The organism is Thermosipho africanus Ob7 (genome assembly GCF_003351105.1).
GTDB lineage: Bacteria > Thermotogota > Thermotogae > Thermotogales > Fervidobacteriaceae > Thermosipho > Thermosipho africanus.
On sequence record NZ_NKRG01000002.1, the window covers coordinates 179,915 to 199,422 of the forward strand.

Below are 19,508 nucleotides of genomic sequence, written 5' to 3' on the forward strand. Positions count from 1 at the left end.
TTTGTAAATTCCAAAAATTTAATTACCAAATATTAGCCAGTATGGTTTTCCATAAACATCATCAACTACTGTTGAAAGTGTCGCATCTTCACTTGCAAAAACAGCTGTTACTGGTATTTCAGTTCCATTCAAAGTAACTGTACCATTAACAGTACATGTCGCTCCAACATTTGATCTTTCTAATCTCAAATATACTAAATCTGCTATAGAAGAGAAATCATACTTCATATTTGAAACAAACGTTTCACTTAAGTAAGATCCTCTAATTCCAGTAATAAGTTCATAAAACACTGAATCAACCGTTAGTGTTGCTTGGCCTAAGTCAATAACTGGTTCATCAAATTCTACTTTAAATGTAGATGTAAAAGTAAACGTTTCAGTAGCATCTGCTGTTACATTAACGGTCCTTACATATTGTCTTTCTTCTTCCCTTCTTTTTGAGGAACTATTACCAAAATAACCATCTCCTGAGTAAGATTTATCATTTGAATCTGGTCCACCAACTATAACTTCATATTTCCCTGCGTCTATATTTGAAAAATGAGCAATACCAGTACGATCTGTTTTAGCAAAATAGTCTCCACCTACTCCATCAACTCTTTTTAGTGTTACAAATACTCCTGGTATACCATTATCCAAACTATCAATTGCTTCAACATTAAATGTTACTCCTCCATCAGTTGGAAGTGTGAGATTTATTGAATTTTTTGCATTTACTAGTCCAAATCCTGAATCATGGTCATATCCAGCTTTATCAATATCAACAGCACCTTGTTCTATTAACTTTCTTATTTGCCATACTTTTGCATTTGGATACTTTTCTTTCAATAATGCTACAACACCAGAAACATGTGGACAAGCCATTGAAGTACCTTGATAAAATGCATATAAACCACCAAATGAGTCGGCAAGTTCTGCGCCTTCATAACCTAAAGCAGTAGCTTGTGGAACTGTTGAAAGAATATCAACACCAGGTGCACCAACGGTTATAGCGTCACTTCTATTTGAGAACCATGTTGTTCTATATTCACCACCATTAAATTCAACTGCTGCAACTTGAATTATTCCGGGATAACCTGATGGATAATGTACATGTTGGTCAGTGTGATCATTACCTGCTGATACTGTTACAACAACATCTCTGTCTAATGCGTAATCAAATGCTTTTTTTAAAGTATAGCTATAGCCCCATCCTCCCCATGAATTTTGAAGAATATCTGCGCCATGATCAACGGCCCAAATTATTCCATCAGCAACCGCATCATCACCTACATAACCTTCCACATCAAATATAACAATCGGCATTATTTTTGCATCTGGCGCTACTCCAATAATTCCTAAAGAATTATCACTAGCAGCTATAGTGCCTGCAACGTGAGTTCCATGTGCCCCGCCAAATGAAGAATCTGTATCTGCAGGTAAGATTTCACCTGTTTTTGGTCTGTAACCCTCAATTACCTGACCTTTTAAATCAGGATGTGTACCATCAACACCACTATCAACTACTGCAACAATTACTCCTTTACCTGTATATCCCATATCCCAAACGTCTTTAACGTTTAATGCTTCCAGTCCCCACAAGTATTTTGAAAATTCTTCATCGTCTCTTGGGTTTGTTGAGTTTATACCAGTTTCATTATTCTTGTTAATCATATTATTATCAACTGGTTTTGGATCAATAATATATCTTTTATAGCTTGGTTCTACATATCTGATACCTTTTAAACCAAGTTTTAAAATTTTCTCATATGCCTCTTCTACTGTTCCATTAAATTTAATTGATACCATTTTTATTTGGGGCAAATCAACTGCAATTTTTCCGTTTAATGCTTCTACTATTTTGTTAACTTCTTCTCTATTTTCATATCCAACAAGAACCTTACCTTCTTCGTATTCAAAATCAAGACTTCCCAATTTTATATCCGAACCTGTATTATTAGAAATATTACTATTTTGAGTTATATTGTTTAATCCACAACTTGATAGTATTAAAAACAATACTAAAATTCCAAAAAATGAATATTTAAACAACTTATTCATCTAAAATTCCCTCCTTTCATCAATTTTCACCAGTAGTAAATGTATTATAAATCTCTGCCTCTATTCCAAACGGATCAATAATTTTACCTTGATCTGCGTATATAGAATATGCTTCTGAATCTTCATCAGAGACTATAGCAACTGCTAATTCATTACCCCATTCGTATGTCTTATTTTTTTGCAATGTATTAAACTGATACCATCCACCGGCACCATAATCTACCCACCACAAACCTGCAGGAGGATTATCAAAAGCAAAAGATACGCTTGTAGCAACAGTACCTATAAAGTTATATTTTGGATAGCCACTAGCACTTAACGAATAATATCCATAATCATTTAAAGTTTCATCATAAAGCCAAATATCAAATAAGTAAACTACAGTTCCTTCTGGAGAATCTATTGGATTTACTACTTCCCATTCAAAAGTTGGATTAGTTGATACATCAGTTGCACCATCAGTTGGACTTATATATTTTATATCAAACATTCCTAATGGAACAACAGAACCTAAATCGGTCAATGAAGAAATTTTTCCACCATAATATGAGCCAACTTTATACCAAACTTCTTTTCCAGCTTCAAGTTGTGCAGAGCTATCCCTATAATAATTAGTATCTGATGGCACCCTTGCAATTAGTTCGTAATTTACTCCATCAAAACTTCTGTAAACAACATAAGCTTCTGGTTTGTCAGTTGTTGAAGATGCAGAAGAATCCTCCCATTTCACCCAATTCACTTCTATCCACATATTTAAATCTTTATCTGGAGCAGCATTTGGTTTTTCAAACTTCATTTCAGAAACTGCTGATTTTTGAATATCATTAGAATAAAATTTTATGCCAGCTCTTCTAGTATATGCTTTAAGGTTCACAGATCCACTATCACTTGGTTTTTCAACAACATACATATTATAATCTCCACTTTCTTTAACCAGTGTCAAATAATAAGCATTAACAACCAAATTTTCATTTTGATCAAATACTGCAACAAAAACTGGAACCTTTCCAGAAAAACCATCCAAGGATATGCTTCCTTCAATTTCTGTATCATAATAAATATTTCTTGGATTAGTGAAAAATCCGCTTCCTGGGACTCCACCAACTTTTACATATACGTATTTTACATCATAACCAGTTCCTGAAAGAACGTTAATCTTATAATACAATTCATCACCGGAAAATTTGTTCAAATTAAATTTTGTTAAATTAAGAGTCTTTGACATTCCTTCATCTTCAAAAAAGCTTGCATTAATTGTAATTTTATCAGATGCTTTTGAAGTGTCATATGCTGTTTTTCTTAACGTTAATTCTAATTTTTTTGTTTCTAAACCACTTATCATATAATTATTTAATCTTGTAATACCATAATTTTCTTTTTCAATTTTCACATCAAAATACTTTACAGTATCGTTCATTTTCAAATCAAATTTCACAAAACCTTTCCCATCAGTAACCTTTTCAGCAACCTTTGAACCCGATTCATCAAAAACTGTTACCGTTGCCTCCTCAACTGCAGCTCCTGATCTGTAATCCGTTACATAAACTTCAAGACTTGCAGGGTACTCTTGACTTAAAAACTGTTGAACACAACCGCTAAAAAGCAGAAAAACAAATAAAAACATCGTACTAAAAATCAAAACTTTCTTCACAACTATCCCTCCTATCCTTAAAATTTGTAAAGTAAAATTACTACTTAACTTTCCATCTTAAAAATTATTCAACCAAATATTTTTTAATGATTTTCAAATAATTTCATTTAATTTTTTTATCGAGATATAGAAATACAAAATTAACAATTCCAATAGCTATTATAACACACTTTGCAAAATTTGTGTTAAAATATTTCCAAAAGAGTTAAGGAGTGTTTAAATATGATAGATATAGAAGAATATATTAAAAATTTGGAAACGGTTCTCAATAAAAATTTATCAAATGAAGAAAAAGAAAAAATCAAAAAAGCAATCAAATTGGCTGAATACGGCCACAAAGGTTACTACAGAAAATCTGGTGAACCTTTCATCACTCATCCAATTGAAGTTTCCAAAATTTTGGCATCATTAAAATTAGATATTACTACTATAATTTCTGGAATTTTACACGATACAGTTGAAGATAGTCAAGGCAAAGTAACTTTAAAAGATATTGAAGAAATGTTTGGTAAAGAAGTTGCATTAATTGTCGATGGAGTAACAAAAGTCAGCAAGATTAATGCACCTGTTGGAAACATCGAACAAAAGAAAAAAAGTGAAACCATACAAAAAATGCTCTTTGCAATGGCTGAAGATGTAAGAGTTATTTTTGTAAAACTTGCAGATAGATTACATAACATGCGAACAATACAATATGTTGAAGATGAAGAAAAAAAGAAATACAAAGCACTTGAAACACTTGAAGTTTATGCTCCTATTGCACACAAACTTGGGATTCATGTGATAAAGTGGGAACTTGAAGATCTTTCTTTTAAAGTTTTATACCCAAAAGAATATTACATGATTAAAGAATTAGTTGCTGAAAAAAAGAAAGAAAGGGAAGAGCGAACAAACGAATATGTAAATCAATTAAAACTTGCATTAAAAGAAAATAATATAAATGCTAAAGTGGAAGGTCGTTATAAACATTACTATAGTATCTGGAAAAAGATGAAGGAAAAAAATAAAAAATTTGAAGAAATTTATGATCTTATTGGAATAAGGGCAATTGTAAAAGATGTTCAAACCTGTTATACTGCTCTTGGAGTAGTACACCATATTTGGGTTCCTCTTCCTGGTAGATTTAAAGATTACATTGCAGCTCCAAAATCAAATGGTTACAAATCAATTCATACTACAGTTGTAACACAATATGGTGAACCTTTGGAAATTCAGATCAGAGATGAAGAAATGCATAACGAAGCAGAGTATGGGTTAATTGCTCACTGGATTTACAAAGAAAAGAGCGTTGATTTAAAGCAAAAGTGGCTTCTTCAACTTCTTGACTGGAGAAAAGAACTTCTTCAAGGAAGTACGAATCTTTCCGAACTTAAAAATGAATTGCAACTTGATGAAGTGTTTGTTTTAACGCCAAAGGGAGAAATAATTCATATGCCTTTGGGATCAACCGTTATTGATTTTGCTTACGCTATACATACAGAAATAGGACACCATTTTGCTGGTGCAAAAGTAAACGGAAAAATTGTTCCAATAAATTACAAGCTAAAAAATGGTGATGTTGTAGAAATTTTAGTTAACAAATCAAGTAAAGGGCCAAGCCTTAGCTGGATAAAATATGCTAAAAGTCCTAGAACAAAGGCAAAAATTAGAAGATTTTTTAGAGAAAAAGAAAAAGAAAAACTAATTGAATCAGGAAAAGATGTAATTAGAAAACTATCTAAAAGATTGAATATTTCAATAGAAAAATTACTCGAACACGAAAAAGTTAATGAATTTATAAAAAACCATAATTTAAGTATAGATGAATTTTATACACGCATAGGTGAAGGAAGTATTACTTTTAACGATTTACTAGAACTAATAGAAAACAAACCAGAAAAAAATTACAAGAAAAAGACAAAAAACTCGAAAAAAATTAAAAATGCAGTAGAAATAGATGGAATTTCAAATATTGATATTCACATCGCCAAATGTTGTATGCCAGTTCCAGGTGATGAAATAGTAGGAGTAGCAAGCAGAAGAGGGATAACTATACATAGAATTAATTGCAAAAATATTAGAGATATAGATGAAGATAGACTATTTAAGGCAAAATGGTTATCTGATGAGTCAAATGAATTTTCAACTAACTTAGAAATTGAGTTTGACAAAAATGAACGCCTTGCCGAAATAATGAATCTTTTAGTTTCAAAAAACATAAACGTAAAAAGCTTTAAACTAAATGAATCAAAAAATTGGAATTCGGTCTTTGCACATCTGACAATTGTGGTAAAATCTTTAAATGAACTAAATGACATAATAAGTCAATTAAATAAAAAATCTGGAATATTGAGGGTGAGAAGAAGATGAGAGCAGTAATACAAAGGGTTAAAAACGCAAAAGTTGAAGTAGAAGGAAAAACAGTTGGAAAAATAGAAAATGGACTTTTAGTATTGCTTGGAGTCGGAAAAGATGATAACAAAGAAGACATCAAATATCTTGCCGAAAAAATAATTAACTTAAGAATTTTTGATGATGAAAATGGAAAAATGAACCTTTCATTGCTTGATATAAATGGTGAACTCCTTATAGTATCTCAATTTACTTTATATGGCGATTGCAGAAAAGGTAGAAGACCTTCTTATTCTGAATCAGCGCCTCCTGACATTGCAAAAAAACTTTATGAAGAATTTGTAAATGCCTGTAAAAACTACAATTTAAAAGTTGAAACAGGTGAATTTGGTGCACATATGCAAGTTTCTTTAGTAAATGATGGCCCTGTAACTTTATTACTTGATTCAAAGAAGGTGTTTTAGTTGCTTCTTCACGTATGTTGCGCGCCAGATTTGGTGCCTGCATACTTTCATATGAAAGAAAAAATAAAATACATTTATTTTTACAATCCAAACATCCATCCTAAGAATGAATATGAAAAAAGGTTCAATGAAGTTCTAAAACTTGCAAAGATGTGGAATTTAAAAATCATTGAAAGCAAATATGAACCCGAAGTTTACTTTAAGCATGTAAAAGGGCTTGAAAATCTTGGTATTAACAGCCAACGATGCGATAAATGTATTTATCTTCTTTTAAAAAACACAGCAATAACAGCTAAAACAAACAATTTTGACTCTTTTGCAACTACTCTAACTTCTTCTCCAAGAAAAGTTTTGGAAAAAATAAATAAAATTGGTAAAATAGTAGAGCAGGAAGTTAATGTAAAATATATCGAAACATATTTTAGAAAAGGAAAGGAATACCAAGAAGCTTTAAAATTTATCAAAGAACAAAATATTTACCGTCAGGCATATTGCGGTTGTATATTTTCAAAGATCGAACTTGAAAATAAAAGAAAGGAAAAAATTGAAAAATCAAAAAAAATTCTAAAAGAATATGGAATAACTAATATCCCAGTTTTCCCTGAAAAATTAGTAATAACAAAAGAAAATTTTGAAATATTCTCAAAAAACTTTATCGAGATAATTAAAGTTATTCAACCAAAAATTTTATACATTGATGATTTTGTTAAAGATAAATACAATTTAAAAGAAGGTTGGAATAAATTTGGAAATTATAATCAAAAAATACAAACTTTAAAGGGGAATGGATAATGGATATAATTTCAATTACTTTTCTCTCAAAAAGTGAAAATATTAAGATCGCAAGAAGTGTAGTACAAAAATTTTTATCTCAAAAAGCAGTTAATGAGCAAGATATATTTGATACTGAACTTGCAGTTAATGAGGCAATTGCTAATATAATAGAGCACACATACAAATTTGAAAAAGATAAAATTATTAAAATGACGTTAAAATGGACTGAACCTAATGTTCTAGAAATCTATCTTAGAGATTTTGGACCTAAAGTTGATCCATCTAAAGTCAAACCAAGACCTTTAGAAGAAATTAGGCCAGGAGGCTTAGGGATATATATAATCCAAAAAATATTTGATGTTATGGAATTTAAAGATGTAAGTTGTGGAAATCTTTTACTACTTAAAAAAGAATACAATATATAGAGGTGTAAATATATGCTTCAATTATTATCAAATAAAGCGTTAATGGCTGCTTTCTTTGCATTTTTAAGTGCTCAAATACTAAAGGTGATAATATATAGAGATATTAAAAGTTTTGGAAGATACGGAGGAATGCCAAGTGCACACGTTGCAACAACAGCAGCTTTGGCATGGGAAGTTGCAAGAATAACTGGCTATGACTCTCCAGAAACTGCCATAGCAGCAATTTTTTTATCAATAGTTGCTTCTGATGCGGTTGGCTTAAGAAGAAAGGTTGATCCAAATAGTGGACACACATTAATTGAGGCTATATTGGGATTCATTCTCGGGACAATAATTGCATTTATAATTCCAAAATAGGAGGAAAAACATGAAAAAACATTTTCTTATCTTTTTACTATTAACAATAGCAATTTCAACATTTGCTTTACCTGGAAAATGGTTTAGAGATATGATAAAGTACTATAGAGAAGCATATAACCTCCCATGTGATGAGGAGTTAATTCAAAATATTGAAAATGCAATTTTAGATGCTTCCAAAGAAACAGGAATTGATCCACTTTTAATAACTTCCGTAATAATCGTGGAAACTGAGTTTAGAAATGTAATTGGAATGCATGGCGAACTTGGAATGATGCAAATAAAACCGGAAACTGCAGAATTTGTAGCAAATTTATATAAAATCTCTACTCCACAAGAAGGTTGGAATAGAATATTATGGGACTTTAAGCTAAATATAAAAATTGGTAGTTACTATCTAAAATATCTATACGACAAATTCCATAATATAACTGATGCAGTAAAACACTATAATGGAGGAACATACAAAGATCAATACGCACAGAAAATCCTCGCAAAGTACAAAGAAATGTTAAAGGTGGCAAGTATCAATGAACGAAATTCTTAAAGTAATAAATTTAAATTTTTCATACGGAAATTTTGGAATTAAAAATTTGAATTTAAATATAAAAGAAGGGCAATTTGTAGGGATAATTGGTCCAAATGGCGCTGGAAAATCAACAACACTCAATCTTATAGCTGGTTTGTTAAAACCATATTCTGGAAAAATATTACTTTATGATAAGGATATTAGAAAGCTTTCAAGAAAGTATATTGCATCAAAAATTTCTTTTGTTCGGCAGGAATTTAACCCCACATTTGAATTTAAAGTAAAAGATATAATTGAAATGGGAGCACTTCATAAAAAAACTAGCTTTTTCAATACATTCGAAGATTCAACAAAAATAAAAGAATGTCTTTCAATGGTTGAACTCTTAGGTTACGAAGACAGATACTTTTCCACATTAAGTGGTGGGGAACAAAGAAGAGTGTTAATAGCAAGGAGCATTTATCAAGAAACTCCTGTAATAATAGTCGATGAATTAACAGCCCATTTAGATATCTCACATGCAATTCAAATAGTTGAAATACTAAAAAAGCTTACTTTAAAAGGAAAAACTGTTTTATCAGCTTTCCACAACATCAATGTTGCCTCAAAATACTGTAACTATATATATGCATTAAAAGATGGAAAAGTAATCTTTGAAGGTGCACCAATAAAAGTTATAAATAAAGAAAACATTAAAAAGCTCTATGAAAAAGAATTCTATATTATTAACCATCCTGTACATAATTATCCCGTAGTTACCTTTTAAAGATTTACTAAAAGTTTTTCAAGCTTCTCATACATTTCTTCAGCATCTTCTTTCATCTTTTTATATATATTTGGATTTACTAACTCTTTAACTTTCAAGCTTGCATCAAATAAATCATGTGCAAAATGGCTGTTGTTACTAGAATATCTATTAAAAAATCTTCTGAATTTTTCATCGTTAACAGAAATAAAAGCTTTTCCCAAAAATGCTGAAACTAGCGCTCCATGGAATCTTTCACTGACAACAATCTTACTACTTGATATCTCTTCTATGATTAGGTTTGAAAACCTTGAATTTAATCCTTTGATTGAAATATTCGATAATTTTTTAGCAAGTACCTCATCTTGAGGCGAAAATGGAACATACACTACTTCATTTATTCCCTGACTTTTTAAAGTTAACAAAAGCGGTACATAATTTTTTACTCTCCTTGGAATTATTACTGCCTTATTACTTTCTTTACTACTTTCCACTTTTATACTTCCTAATTTTCTAATACCTGGATCTGTACACAAAAAAGAATTTTTATTAAAATTTTTTGCATATCTATATGAAACCGGATCTCTTGCAAAAATGTATAACTTCTTACTTTCCAATAAATTTTTCATTAAAATCCTTGATGCATAATTATAAAAAGGTCCAAAACTATTTCCAAAAAATATCAAAGGTTTTCTAAACAAAAGGGCTGTTTTAAAGAGAAGGTAATAATACATAAAGCTTTTAAAGCTAGTCTTATCTTGTAAAACTCCTCCACCACCGCATATTACAACATCAGACTTTATAATAGCTCTTATAATAGACAAAGGATTAAATCTATTATATTCATTCAACTTTTTTTTCTCTTTTGGTAATAATTCCATAACTCTATAATTTTTTTCGATCAAAAATTCCTTTATACTTTGCCTCATCAGTTCGTCACCATAATTTCCATAGCCATAATATCCAATCAATAAAACATTTTTCAAGGAACATTACCTCCTTATAGAGAATAATTTCTATGAAAAGTATATCATAAACAGTGAGGGTATATTATGATAAAAAACATAAATAATAAAGTCTATATTATTGAAAACGAATTAGCATCAAACAGCACTTTAATTATTGGAAAAAAAGGAAACATACTGATAGACACATCTTTATTTCCAAAAAAAGCTGAAAAAATAAAAGAGTTCTCAAAAGATATTTCTGGAAAAGAAATAACTCTTGTTATTAACACTCATTATCACCCCGATCATACATTTGGAAATTCTGCATTTGATTGTCCTATAGTTGGTCACTCCCTAACAAGAAACCTTATGGAACAAATAGATGAAAAATATATAATGCAACTAGAAATTGAAGATATAAAAATAGTTCCTCCAAACATCATATTTGATAACTTTTTTGAATATGAAGATGGAGTAAAATTAACTGTTTACCATGGTCCTGGTCATACACCAGATTCATCATACATCATAATAGAAAATGAAGATATTTTAATAGCTGGTGATACTGTTATAACTGACATCCATCCTGAAATAGTAAGTGATAGTAATTTAGACGTTTGGATAAATACACTTGAAAATCTTCCGCAAGTTTCTAATATTGTTCCAGGTCATGGAAAAATTGGAAATTTCGCAGACGTAGGACTAATGAAAGAATACCTACAAAAAATTAAAAATTTAAAAAACGGCACTGTAAGTTCTACTAGCTTAGAAAATGATCCAAATTTTACAAACAGAAAATATCCAGAGCTACTAAAATGGAGCCTTGAAAATTTATTAAAAAATACCCTCTAGGAGAACTAGAGGGTATTTTTTATGTTAAAATATATTAATAGGAGTGTGATTAAAATGACAATACAAAAAATTTTAAAAATGAAAAATAAAGAAAAAATTGTTATGGTTACTGCCTATGATGCACCAACCGCAAAAATCCTTGAAAAAGCAGGCGTTGATATAATCTTAGTTGGTGATTCTTTGGGAAATAACGTTCTTGGATATGATTCAACAATTCCAGTTACTCTCGAAGAAATGATAATACACCTTCAAGCAGTCAGAAGAGGTGCACCAAACTCGTTTATTGTAGCTGACCTTCCATTTTTGTCATATGGATATAGCATAGAAGAATCTGTTAAAAATGCAGGATTGCTAATTAAAAATGGGGCAAATGCTGTAAAAATTGAAGGCGGAGCACAAAACTGTGAAATAATCCAAAAATGTTTAAACATTGGCATTCCAGTTATGGGGCACCTTGGTTTTACTCCACAATCATTGAATATGTTTGGCGGCTATAAAGTTCAAGGAAAAGAAGAAAGTGCAAAGAAAAAACTTTTAGACGATGCACTTGCACTCGAAAATTGCGGGGTATTTTCAATTGTTCTTGAAATGGTAACTGAATCCATTGCAAAAGAAATTACAGAAAAACTCTCAATACCAACAATTGGAATAGGTGCAGGAAGATATTGTGATGGACAAGTTTTAGTGTTTCATGATATTGTTGGTTTAAATCCCGAATTTAAGCCAAAGTTTTCCAAAATGTATGCAAACACTTTTGAAATTATGCTAAATGCAATCGAAAAATTCAAAACGGAAGTAAAAGAGAAAACTTTTCCATCAAAAGAAAACGTGTTTGAAGAAGGAGGAGGAAAATAAATTGAACATAATTGTTGGAGTTACAAGCGGAATTGCAATTTACAAAGCTGTAGACTTAGTTAGCAAACTTAGAAAAAATAAATTTGAAATTGATATAATAATGACTGAAAATGCAACTAAAATGATTTCTCCGGTTGTTTTTTCAGCAGTTGGTAATTGTCCAGTATATACAGATACATTTAATGTTAAAAACGGATGGATTATTCATACAGAACTTTCAAAAAAAGCTGATTTATTTGTTCTTGCACCAGCTACAGCAAACACAATTGCCAAGATTTCTTCTGGAGTTGCAGATAATCTACTTACAACAACAATATTGGCATTGCCTGAAAAAACTCCAAAAATTTTGGTCCCAACTATGAATACTCGAATGTATGAAAATAAATTAACTCAAGAAAACTTTGAAAAATTAAAAAAATTGGGTTGGTTTATTGTAGAACCCGATAGTGGTCATTTAGCATGCGGTGATGTAGGTAAAGGAAGATACCCAGAAAATGAAAAAATTATTGAAGCAATATACTATATGCTTGACGAAAAAAGATTATCTGGCAAGAAAGTTTTAGTTACCGCAGGACCAACAAGAGAAGAAATAGATCCAATCAGATATATTTCAAACTATTCAAGCGGAAAAATGGGGTATGAAATTGCAAAAATCTCGAAAAGAATGGGAGCATATACAACTTTAATCTCAGGACCAACAAATTTAACTCCTCCATATTTTATAGACGAATTTATAAAAGTTAAAACTGCTCACGATATGTACACTCAGGTAATGAATAAATTTATAGATTACGACATTATAATAATGACTGCTGCTGTAGCTGATTACACTCCAAAAGTAAAATCAAAAGAAAAAATTAAAAAATCAGAAAATAATTTTATTCTAGAACTTGAAAGAACAAAAGATATTTTAAAAGAACTTGGAAGAAAAAAACGCAGCAATCAAATTATTATTGGATTTGCAGCTGAAACAAGTAATATAATAGAATATGGTAAACAAAAATTGTTTTCAAAAAATGCTGATTATATCATTGCAAATGATGCAAATAAAGTAATGGGAAGTGATTTTTCAAGTGCATTTTTAATTTCTAAAGATAAAGTAATACAACTTGAAGGGAGCAAAGAAAAAGTTGCAAAAGATATTCTTACTAATATTATTAACAATTAATACTTTAATTTTCCCTTTTTACACAGGGTTAAAATACACTTTTAGAAACACACAATTTGAAAACTATATTGTTTTAACAAGTTCTATAGAAAGAAAGGTATATATTTATGACTTAGAAACAAACAAATTAAAATATCTATTTAATAATGTTGGAGTGTATCCTGCAATATCTTATACAGACAAAAATTATTTATTCATTATTGATACCGTCGGAAAAGAAATAATCCTAATTGATTTAAAAAAGCAAAAAAAATATACAAAAAGACTTGAGCACAGACCAATTTTCTACAATCGTATTAATAGCATAATTTACATTCTTGATTCCGAGGGGAATCTATTTGGATATGACTTTAATTTAAACTTAGTATACTATCACAAATTTGTCTCAACACCAAATTATTTCTATTTTTACAAAAGCAAACCAATTGGATTATATATCTGGAAAAACGATATTGATTTTGAATATCAAGGAAAAATTTATAACTATAACCTTACTACACCTTCATTATTAGTAGATAACTTTATAATAGATACAAGAGGGGGAAATATTTTAGAAATTGATAAAAAGAAATTGTATAAGTCGGAACCTTACATATCATTTGCAATAATCTGGAATAAAAAACTTTACTTTGGTTCAATGTTTAGTAATACAATTTACAGCATAGAAAGTGGTAAAATAGAAAAGGTAGCAAAATTAAATTATCAACCAACTTACGCAAAAATTATAAACGATAAACTATACATTCTCTCTGCATCAAACAATAAGCTTATAATATTTGATAACAATACAATACAAGAAATCGAGACAGGTGATTTTCCCATTGAAATTTTTAGTTATAAAGGCGAAATAGCCGTTGTCTGTGCTGAAAATGGCGAGATAAACATATTTGAATTCTAAAAAATTATTTACTTAGTAAAAAGAGGAGGGCAAAATATGAATGTAAAAAAATGGGTTTTACAACACTTTCCAACAGTAAAAAAAGACGAAGAAATAGGAAATGCTTTAAGAAAAATGAGAGAATTTTCCTGTGATTATTGTATAGTATTAGATGAAAATGACAAGTTCGAGGGTGTTGTTTACAAATCGAGTATCAGAGATTCAGAACTCGACGAAAAAATCGATATGTATGTAACTTTTCCAGATTTTTATGTAGTCGAAGATTCAAATGTCGAAGAAGCAGCACTAATGTTAATAGAAAACAAAGATCAAGTTCTTCCAGTTGTAAACAATAACGCAGAAGTTATTGGAGTTTTAACTGTCCAAGAGGTACTTGAAGCATTTATTGAACTTTCAGCAATGGATGAACAAGGAACCAGAATAATTTTAGAACTTGAAGATAAACCTGGTGAACTAAAAAGAGTAATAGATGTTCTTGCAAATAATAAAATGAACATTTTATCAATTCTTACTCTCAAAGACGACAACAAAAGACAGGTTTCTATAAAAATTCAATGTGAAGATCCTGAATCAGTAGCAAATTTACTTGAAATATATAATATCAAATACATATCTATCATTGAAGAAGAAGGTTTTTAATGGAATTAGTATTTAAATTCCAAGAATTTGAAGGTCCATTAGATTTAATAATATATTTAGTAAAAAAGAAGAAACTAAGTATTAGGGATATTCCTCTTTCTCAGCTTGCTGATGAGTTTTATGAGTATTTACAACAAATGAAGAATTTAAATCTTAATATAACTTCTGAATTTATAGTCACTGCTTCTTATTTAATGGAGTTAAAATCAAAAAGTCTTCTACCAAGAAGCAGTGAGGATGAGTCTTTTAAAATATCCAAAGAAAAATTTTATTCACAAGTTGAGCAATATGCAGCCTTAAAAGATTTAGTCGAAAAAGTTAAAAATAGCGAAAATTTAAATATTGAAAAAATGCCAGTTTCTGTAAAAACTGTTTTTCCGAAAATTAACGAAAAAAAGTTAAAAGATATAATAAAAAATGCTATAAAAGAAGTTGAATTAAAGCAAAAAGTATATAAAATCAAAAAAGAAGAAATCACAATCGAAACTATAATGAGTAAGGTTCTAAATTCTAATATCAACAAAAACTTATATGAAATTCTTAAAAACTTAAATAGCAAGTATGAAATTATAATGTACTTTCTTGCAATACTAGAACTAATTAAACTTAAAAAAATAACTTTAGATGAAGAATTTTACATTAGGAGTGTTTAGTCTATGGAAAAAGAAAAAATTGCACTAATCGAAGCAATTATATTTGCATCAAAAGGAATATCTATTCAAAAACTCAGCGAACTAACAAATATTGATCAGGATGAAATAAATAAGATTATAAAACATCTCTATTCAAAATATAACAATAATTCTGAATCTGGAATTGAATTAAAAAACATAGATGGATATTTAAAATTTTACACGAAAAAGCAGTATTCTTCATATATTGAAAAAGTTGTAAAAAGACGTTCTTTAAGCACTCTTACAAATCAACAACTTGAAATTGTAATACTTCTTGCAACAAAGAAAGAAGCAACAAAAAAGGAAATAGATGGAATCCGTGGGAAAGATTCTACAAACATTTTAAAACAGCTACTTTATAGCGGCGTAATTAAAAGAAAAAAAAGTGGAAGATCTTATATATACGGTTTAACTGAAACTTTTAAAGAAGAAACACTAATAGAAGAACTCATCGAAGAACTGGGAGGTGCTCAACTTGACACTTTTAGAAGCAAAAACTCTAGCCCGCAAAATAATGGAAAGCGGTGAAATACCACTTTTAGTTGGCCATTTTGGTGTAGGTAAAACCGATATAATTAGAGAAATCGCTCGTGAGAAAAACAGAGAATTAATTATTTTAGTTCTTTCACAAATGGAACCTGGAGATTTAATAGGACTACCCTCAAGGCAAGATGATAAAACAGTTTTTCTTGAACCTGATTGGTGGCCTAAAAATAATCAAACAATACTTTTCTTAGATGAAATCAATAGATCTCATAGAAGCATTAGGAACGCTATTATGCAGCTCTTGGTTGACAAAAGAATTCATAATCACATATTGCCAGAAGGCACTTGGATTGTAGCTTCTATGAATCCTCCTGATGAAGAATATGACCAGGTAGATTTAATAACTGATCCTGCATTTTTGTCAAGATTCTTTATCCTTGAAATTACACCTGACCTTGAAGAATGGTTAAATTGGGCACAAAAAAACGATATTCCAAATGAAATAATAAAATTCATTGAAAAAAATCCTGAATTTTTATATTCTCCAAATCATATATCACTAAAGACAACCATAAAACCAAGCCCAAGAAGCTGGCATAAGCTTGGAAATGTATTCAAAAAACTTTCCGATGAGGAGAAAAAAATTTTTGGATATCAACTTGCCTCTGGAATACTCGGGCCAGAAGCAGCAAAAATATTTACGGAAAACCTCTTCTTAAATATTCCTACCGCAAATCAATTGCTATTAGAAGGAGTTATTCCAGACAAATTAGAACTACATGAAGCTAATTCAATAATTCTAAGAATAATTGACTTTTTTTCAAATCTTGATGAAGAAAATGCAAAAAAATTACATGAAAAAGCAGAAATAATTGCAGAAAATTTAATCAAATTTTCAAATTCTGTTCCAAAAGACAGCTTTTTCAGCCTAGTTAGATTACTAAGTGAGCTTTCAAATGAGAATGGTTATAAAGGAAAGTTGTGTGATAAAATACTTGAAAAAATATCATATTAAAAAAACTCCCTTCAACACTGAAGGGAGTTATTCTAGTGTATAAAATCTCTCCTGAGGTGTTACAATTTCCGTAATCCTTACTCCAAAATTTTCATCAATTACTACAACTTCGCCACGGGCAATTAGTTTACCATTTACAATAATATCAACTGGCTCTCCAGTAAGCTTATCCAATTCAATTAGAGAACCTACTGATAATTCCATAACTTGCTTTAAAGTAAGTTTTGTCTTTCCAAGCTCAACTACAACATTAAGTGGAATATCAAGAAGTGCCTGTATTCTATCAGGTATTTCTCCTGTTGATTTTACAGTTCCGCCACTTTCAAAAGATTGAAATTGCACTGGAGATACCGAAACAGGATTTTTCTCTACATTTTTTGTAGTTGTAGCAGAATGCTCGGCATAATTTTGAGTAGAAACAGGTGAAGAAGTTCCTGCTGCACTCGATTCTACCTTTTCTTGTTTTTCGCTTTCAAAAATCATACTATACAATTTTTTAACAAACTCTGGAGGCATTGCTAAAAAGAAATCAGCTGGCTCTAAACCTTCTATTACAAGCTTAAAATTAACCTTCGCTACAACCGCATCATCACTAGTTGCAATAGGTGGGAAATTAACGTTGTCACCATCAAAATCAATCAATTCAACAGTTGGTGGAGTAATATCCACAGGCTTTTTTAACATGTCAGAAAGGGAAGTTGCTGCAGCTCCCATCATCTGATTCATAGCTTCTGAGACAGCACTTAATGAGATTTCATCAACTTCTTCATTTTCAACTTCTCCCGTTCCACCCATCATTATGTTAGCTATTTGTGCAACCAACATTTGCGGAATAATAAGAGCATTTAGACCCTCTATTGCACCTTTAAAATGTATGGAAACTACTGCATTTTTTCCTGTAACTTCTTTTTTTATTTCTGAAATTTTTTTCAAATCAACTGTGGGAACAGTAATATCAACTTTCCTCCCAAGCAAAGTTGAAAGCGCAGTAGTTCCACTCCCCATTATAATATTCCCTATTTCACCAAACATATCTTTTTCTATCTCAGTTAAATCTTCATCTTCATTTAATTGATTAAGTAATGAATCTAATTCCTCCTGGGATAAAAATTGTTCATCACCCATCATTTTATCTCCTCCTCATCGAGAACCTCAACAATCTTTACCGCATATTTTCCTTTAAATACTCCTGGGACACCTAAAAATTTATCTTTACCATTTAATTTAATTTTTAAAGGATCTTCTTTAAAAGTATCTAATCTTATAACATCTCCAACCTCTAAGTTCAGTATATCCCAGAGTGTTAAATTAGTCTCACCAACAGCTACCGAAAGTTCAACAATTGTTCTTGCTAAATTTTCACGTAATGCTTTCATGTCTTCTTCAGAAACTATTTTTTGCTTGGTCTTAAACCAACTTTGAGTAGTTAATTTTTCACCAATAGGTTCAATCAAAGATGATGGCCAACAAATATTAATATATCCCTCAATATTTTCTATTTTTAACAACAATGTAATTACAAGAACCATTTCATTTGAAGCAACAATTTGAACAAATTGTGGATTTGTTTCAATTGCTTCAATAACTGGTGTAAAAGAATAAACGGTACTCCATGCTTGTGCCAAGTTAGTTAAAATATTTACTACTTCTTTTCTCATTACTTCAATTTCAGTATCTGTTGGAGGCCTGTTAATTTCCACATTCATACCAGGTCCTCCCAGCAATATTTCTAATACCCCAAAAAATATTTCTAAATCTATATCCAAAATTGCACTTCCAACAAATTCTTTGGCAGAAAAAACTGCTATATATGAAGGATTGCGAATTGACTTTACAAATTCATCATAAGTCATCTGATCAAGACCGACCAAATCAACTGCTACAAAGCTACGAAGACGCCCTGAAAAATAAGTTGAAAGGCTCCTTGCAAAATTTTCATGGAGCATTTGTAAAGTTCTCTCTTGCTCCTTTGAAAATTTTCTAGGCCTTAAAAAATCATATGTTCTTACTTTTTTTTCTTCCTCTTCTTTTTTTACTTCTTCAATTGATACTTCCCCTTGATTAACCGCTTGCAGTAATCGATCTATTTCTTCTTGGCTCAAAACATCAGACATTTTATCACCTCAATTATTGAACGGAACTAACGGCCTTTATATACAAATATACATCAATTACCCCTTCCTTTTCTTTTTCACCAACAAAGCCGGTAATTTCGTTAACAGCGTTTTTAATTTGCTTTTTTAAAAGTTCAATCCCAGCTGGAGTATTTATCTCTGTTCTTTCTTTACTCAAAAATATCAACATTAATGCATCCATAATTTCATCATTTTTTTCAGCAATTAAACTTCTACATTGGTCGCTTCCAACTTTAAAAGATAAAGAATCTATTACAGCAACCTCTTTACCACCTTTTAACATAAATGTCTGATAGGTTCCTGGTTGAATAACTACTGCTTTTATTGGAACTGCTGTCGTAGTGGTCGTAGTAGTTGTTTTCTCAGTTTGGACTTGAGTATTATTACCCAAAAACATTACCACTGCAACACTAACAACTAATGAAATCACAAGCGGTATCAAAATAGGTCCTAATAACCCCATTATTCCTTTCTTTTTTTTAGGTTGTTGTCCTTCTTGGATTTCTTCTTCTGGCATTAAAAT

Annotated in this window: 21 protein-coding genes; 15 read left to right on the forward strand and 6 right to left on the reverse strand. The window is 30.4% G+C overall.

Features of this window, described 5'->3' with window-relative positions; genetic code table 11:
• Positions 1–18: 18 nt before the first annotated feature.
• Positions 19–2,040 carry a S8 family serine peptidase gene (locus tag OB7_RS03350; RefSeq protein ID WP_114702525.1) on the reverse strand — a complete coding sequence of 674 codons (2,022 nt, stop codon included), beginning with the start codon at positions 2,038–2,040 and terminating at the stop codon, positions 19–21.
• 19 nt (positions 2,041–2,059) lie between these two features.
• A complete protein-coding gene (locus OB7_RS03355; protein ID WP_114702526.1) occupies positions 2,060–3,691 on the reverse strand; it encodes a hypothetical protein in 1,632 nt (543 codons plus the stop codon).
• A gap of 222 nt (positions 3,692–3,913) precedes the next feature.
• Between OB7_RS03355 and OB7_RS03360 the strand changes: the two genes are divergently transcribed.
• The 7 genes from OB7_RS03360 to OB7_RS03390 are packed head-to-tail and all read left to right on the forward strand — an operon-like array spanning position 3,914 to position 9,337.
• Positions 3,914–6,040, forward strand: a complete 2,127-nt coding sequence (locus OB7_RS03360) for a RelA/SpoT family protein (protein WP_114702527.1) — start codon at positions 3,914–3,916, stop codon at positions 6,038–6,040.
• Positions 6,037–6,486 (forward strand): D-aminoacyl-tRNA deacylase, encoded by a 450-nt coding sequence (gene dtd, locus OB7_RS03365; protein WP_004102462.1) that lies wholly within the window; start codon positions 6,037–6,039, stop codon positions 6,484–6,486. Before OB7_RS03360 ends, dtd begins: the two co-directional genes overlap by 4 nt.
• Positions 6,487–7,278, forward strand: a complete 792-nt coding sequence (locus OB7_RS03370) for an epoxyqueuosine reductase QueH (protein WP_004102459.1) — start codon at positions 6,487–6,489, stop codon at positions 7,276–7,278.
• The gene (locus OB7_RS03375) at positions 7,278–7,685 is read left to right on the forward strand and encodes an ATP-binding protein (protein ID WP_114702528.1); all 408 of its coding nucleotides are present in this window, start codon (positions 7,278–7,280) and stop codon (positions 7,683–7,685) included. The genes OB7_RS03370 and OB7_RS03375 overlap by 1 nt, the downstream gene beginning before the upstream one ends.
• Positions 7,686–7,697: 12 nt before the next feature.
• A complete protein-coding gene (locus OB7_RS03380) occupies positions 7,698–8,042 on the forward strand; it encodes a divergent PAP2 family protein (RefSeq protein WP_114702529.1) in 345 nt (114 codons plus the stop codon).
• Positions 8,043–8,052: 10 nt separating this feature from the next.
• Entirely contained in the window at positions 8,053–8,589 is a 537-nt protein-coding gene (locus OB7_RS03385) for a transglycosylase SLT domain-containing protein (RefSeq protein WP_004102456.1), read from the forward strand.
• Positions 8,573–9,337 carry an ABC transporter ATP-binding protein gene (locus OB7_RS03390; RefSeq protein ID WP_012580327.1) on the forward strand — a complete coding sequence of 255 codons (765 nt, stop codon included), beginning with the start codon at positions 8,573–8,575 and terminating at the stop codon, positions 9,335–9,337. Before OB7_RS03385 ends, OB7_RS03390 begins: the two co-directional genes overlap by 17 nt.
• On the opposite strand, the gene OB7_RS03395 is transcribed toward OB7_RS03390, so the two are convergent.
• Complete coding sequence (locus OB7_RS03395) at positions 9,334–10,302, reverse strand: polysaccharide pyruvyl transferase family protein (RefSeq protein WP_114702530.1); 969 nt, start codon at positions 10,300–10,302, stop codon at positions 9,334–9,336. The genes OB7_RS03390 and OB7_RS03395 overlap by 4 nt on opposite strands.
• A gap of 66 nt (positions 10,303–10,368) precedes the next feature.
• Between OB7_RS03395 and OB7_RS03400 the strand changes: the two genes are divergently transcribed.
• From OB7_RS03400 to OB7_RS03435, 8 genes are read left to right on the forward strand one after another with little or no spacing between them, the layout of a single operon-like run.
• Positions 10,369–11,115 (forward strand): MBL fold metallo-hydrolase, encoded by a 747-nt coding sequence (locus OB7_RS03400; RefSeq protein ID WP_114702531.1) that lies wholly within the window; start codon positions 10,369–10,371, stop codon positions 11,113–11,115.
• 54 nt (positions 11,116–11,169) lie between these two features.
• Positions 11,170–11,970 carry a 3-methyl-2-oxobutanoate hydroxymethyltransferase gene (panB, locus tag OB7_RS03405; RefSeq protein ID WP_004102451.1) on the forward strand — a complete coding sequence of 267 codons (801 nt, stop codon included), beginning with the start codon at positions 11,170–11,172 and terminating at the stop codon, positions 11,968–11,970.
• 1 nt (position 11,971) lies between these two features.
• Entirely contained in the window at positions 11,972–13,138 is a 1,167-nt protein-coding gene (coaBC, locus tag OB7_RS03410; RefSeq protein WP_114702532.1) for a bifunctional phosphopantothenoylcysteine decarboxylase/phosphopantothenate--cysteine ligase CoaBC, read from the forward strand.
• A complete protein-coding gene (locus OB7_RS03415; RefSeq protein WP_114702533.1) occupies positions 13,101–14,036 on the forward strand; it encodes a YncE family protein in 936 nt (311 codons plus the stop codon). Before coaBC ends, OB7_RS03415 begins: the two co-directional genes overlap by 38 nt.
• A gap of 36 nt (positions 14,037–14,072) precedes the next feature.
• Positions 14,073–14,675, forward strand: a complete 603-nt coding sequence (locus tag OB7_RS03420; protein WP_012580322.1) for a CBS domain-containing protein — start codon at positions 14,073–14,075, stop codon at positions 14,673–14,675.
• Positions 14,675–15,328 carry a segregation and condensation protein A gene (locus tag OB7_RS03425; protein ID WP_012580321.1) on the forward strand — a complete coding sequence of 218 codons (654 nt, stop codon included), beginning with the start codon at positions 14,675–14,677 and terminating at the stop codon, positions 15,326–15,328. Before OB7_RS03420 ends, OB7_RS03425 begins: the two co-directional genes overlap by 1 nt.
• A 3-nt stretch (positions 15,329–15,331) precedes the next feature.
• Positions 15,332–15,877 (forward strand): SMC-Scp complex subunit ScpB, encoded by a 546-nt coding sequence (scpB, locus tag OB7_RS03430; RefSeq protein WP_012580320.1) that lies wholly within the window; start codon positions 15,332–15,334, stop codon positions 15,875–15,877.
• Positions 15,825–16,850: an AAA family ATPase gene (locus OB7_RS03435; RefSeq protein ID WP_170128440.1), complete on the forward strand. Its 1,026-nt coding sequence runs from the start codon at positions 15,825–15,827 to the stop codon at positions 16,848–16,850. Before scpB ends, OB7_RS03435 begins: the two co-directional genes overlap by 53 nt.
• A 27-nt stretch (positions 16,851–16,877) precedes the next feature.
• Here the strand turns inward: OB7_RS03435 and fliY are convergent, their stop codons facing one another.
• From fliY to OB7_RS03450, 3 genes are read right to left on the reverse strand one after another with little or no spacing between them, the layout of a single operon-like run.
• Positions 16,878–17,975, reverse strand: coding sequence for a flagellar motor switch phosphatase FliY (gene fliY / locus OB7_RS03440; RefSeq protein ID WP_012580318.1), 1,098 nt, complete (start codon positions 17,973–17,975; stop codon positions 16,878–16,880).
• Positions 17,975–18,964, reverse strand: coding sequence for a flagellar motor switch protein FliM (fliM, locus tag OB7_RS03445; protein WP_114702534.1), 990 nt, complete (start codon positions 18,962–18,964; stop codon positions 17,975–17,977). Before fliM ends, fliY begins: the two co-directional genes overlap by 1 nt.
• Positions 18,965–18,977: 13 nt before the next feature.
• The gene (locus OB7_RS03450; RefSeq protein ID WP_114702535.1) at positions 18,978–19,502 is read right to left on the reverse strand and encodes a flagellar basal body-associated FliL family protein; all 525 of its coding nucleotides are present in this window, start codon (positions 19,500–19,502) and stop codon (positions 18,978–18,980) included.
• Positions 19,503–19,508: the final 6 nt, after the last annotated feature.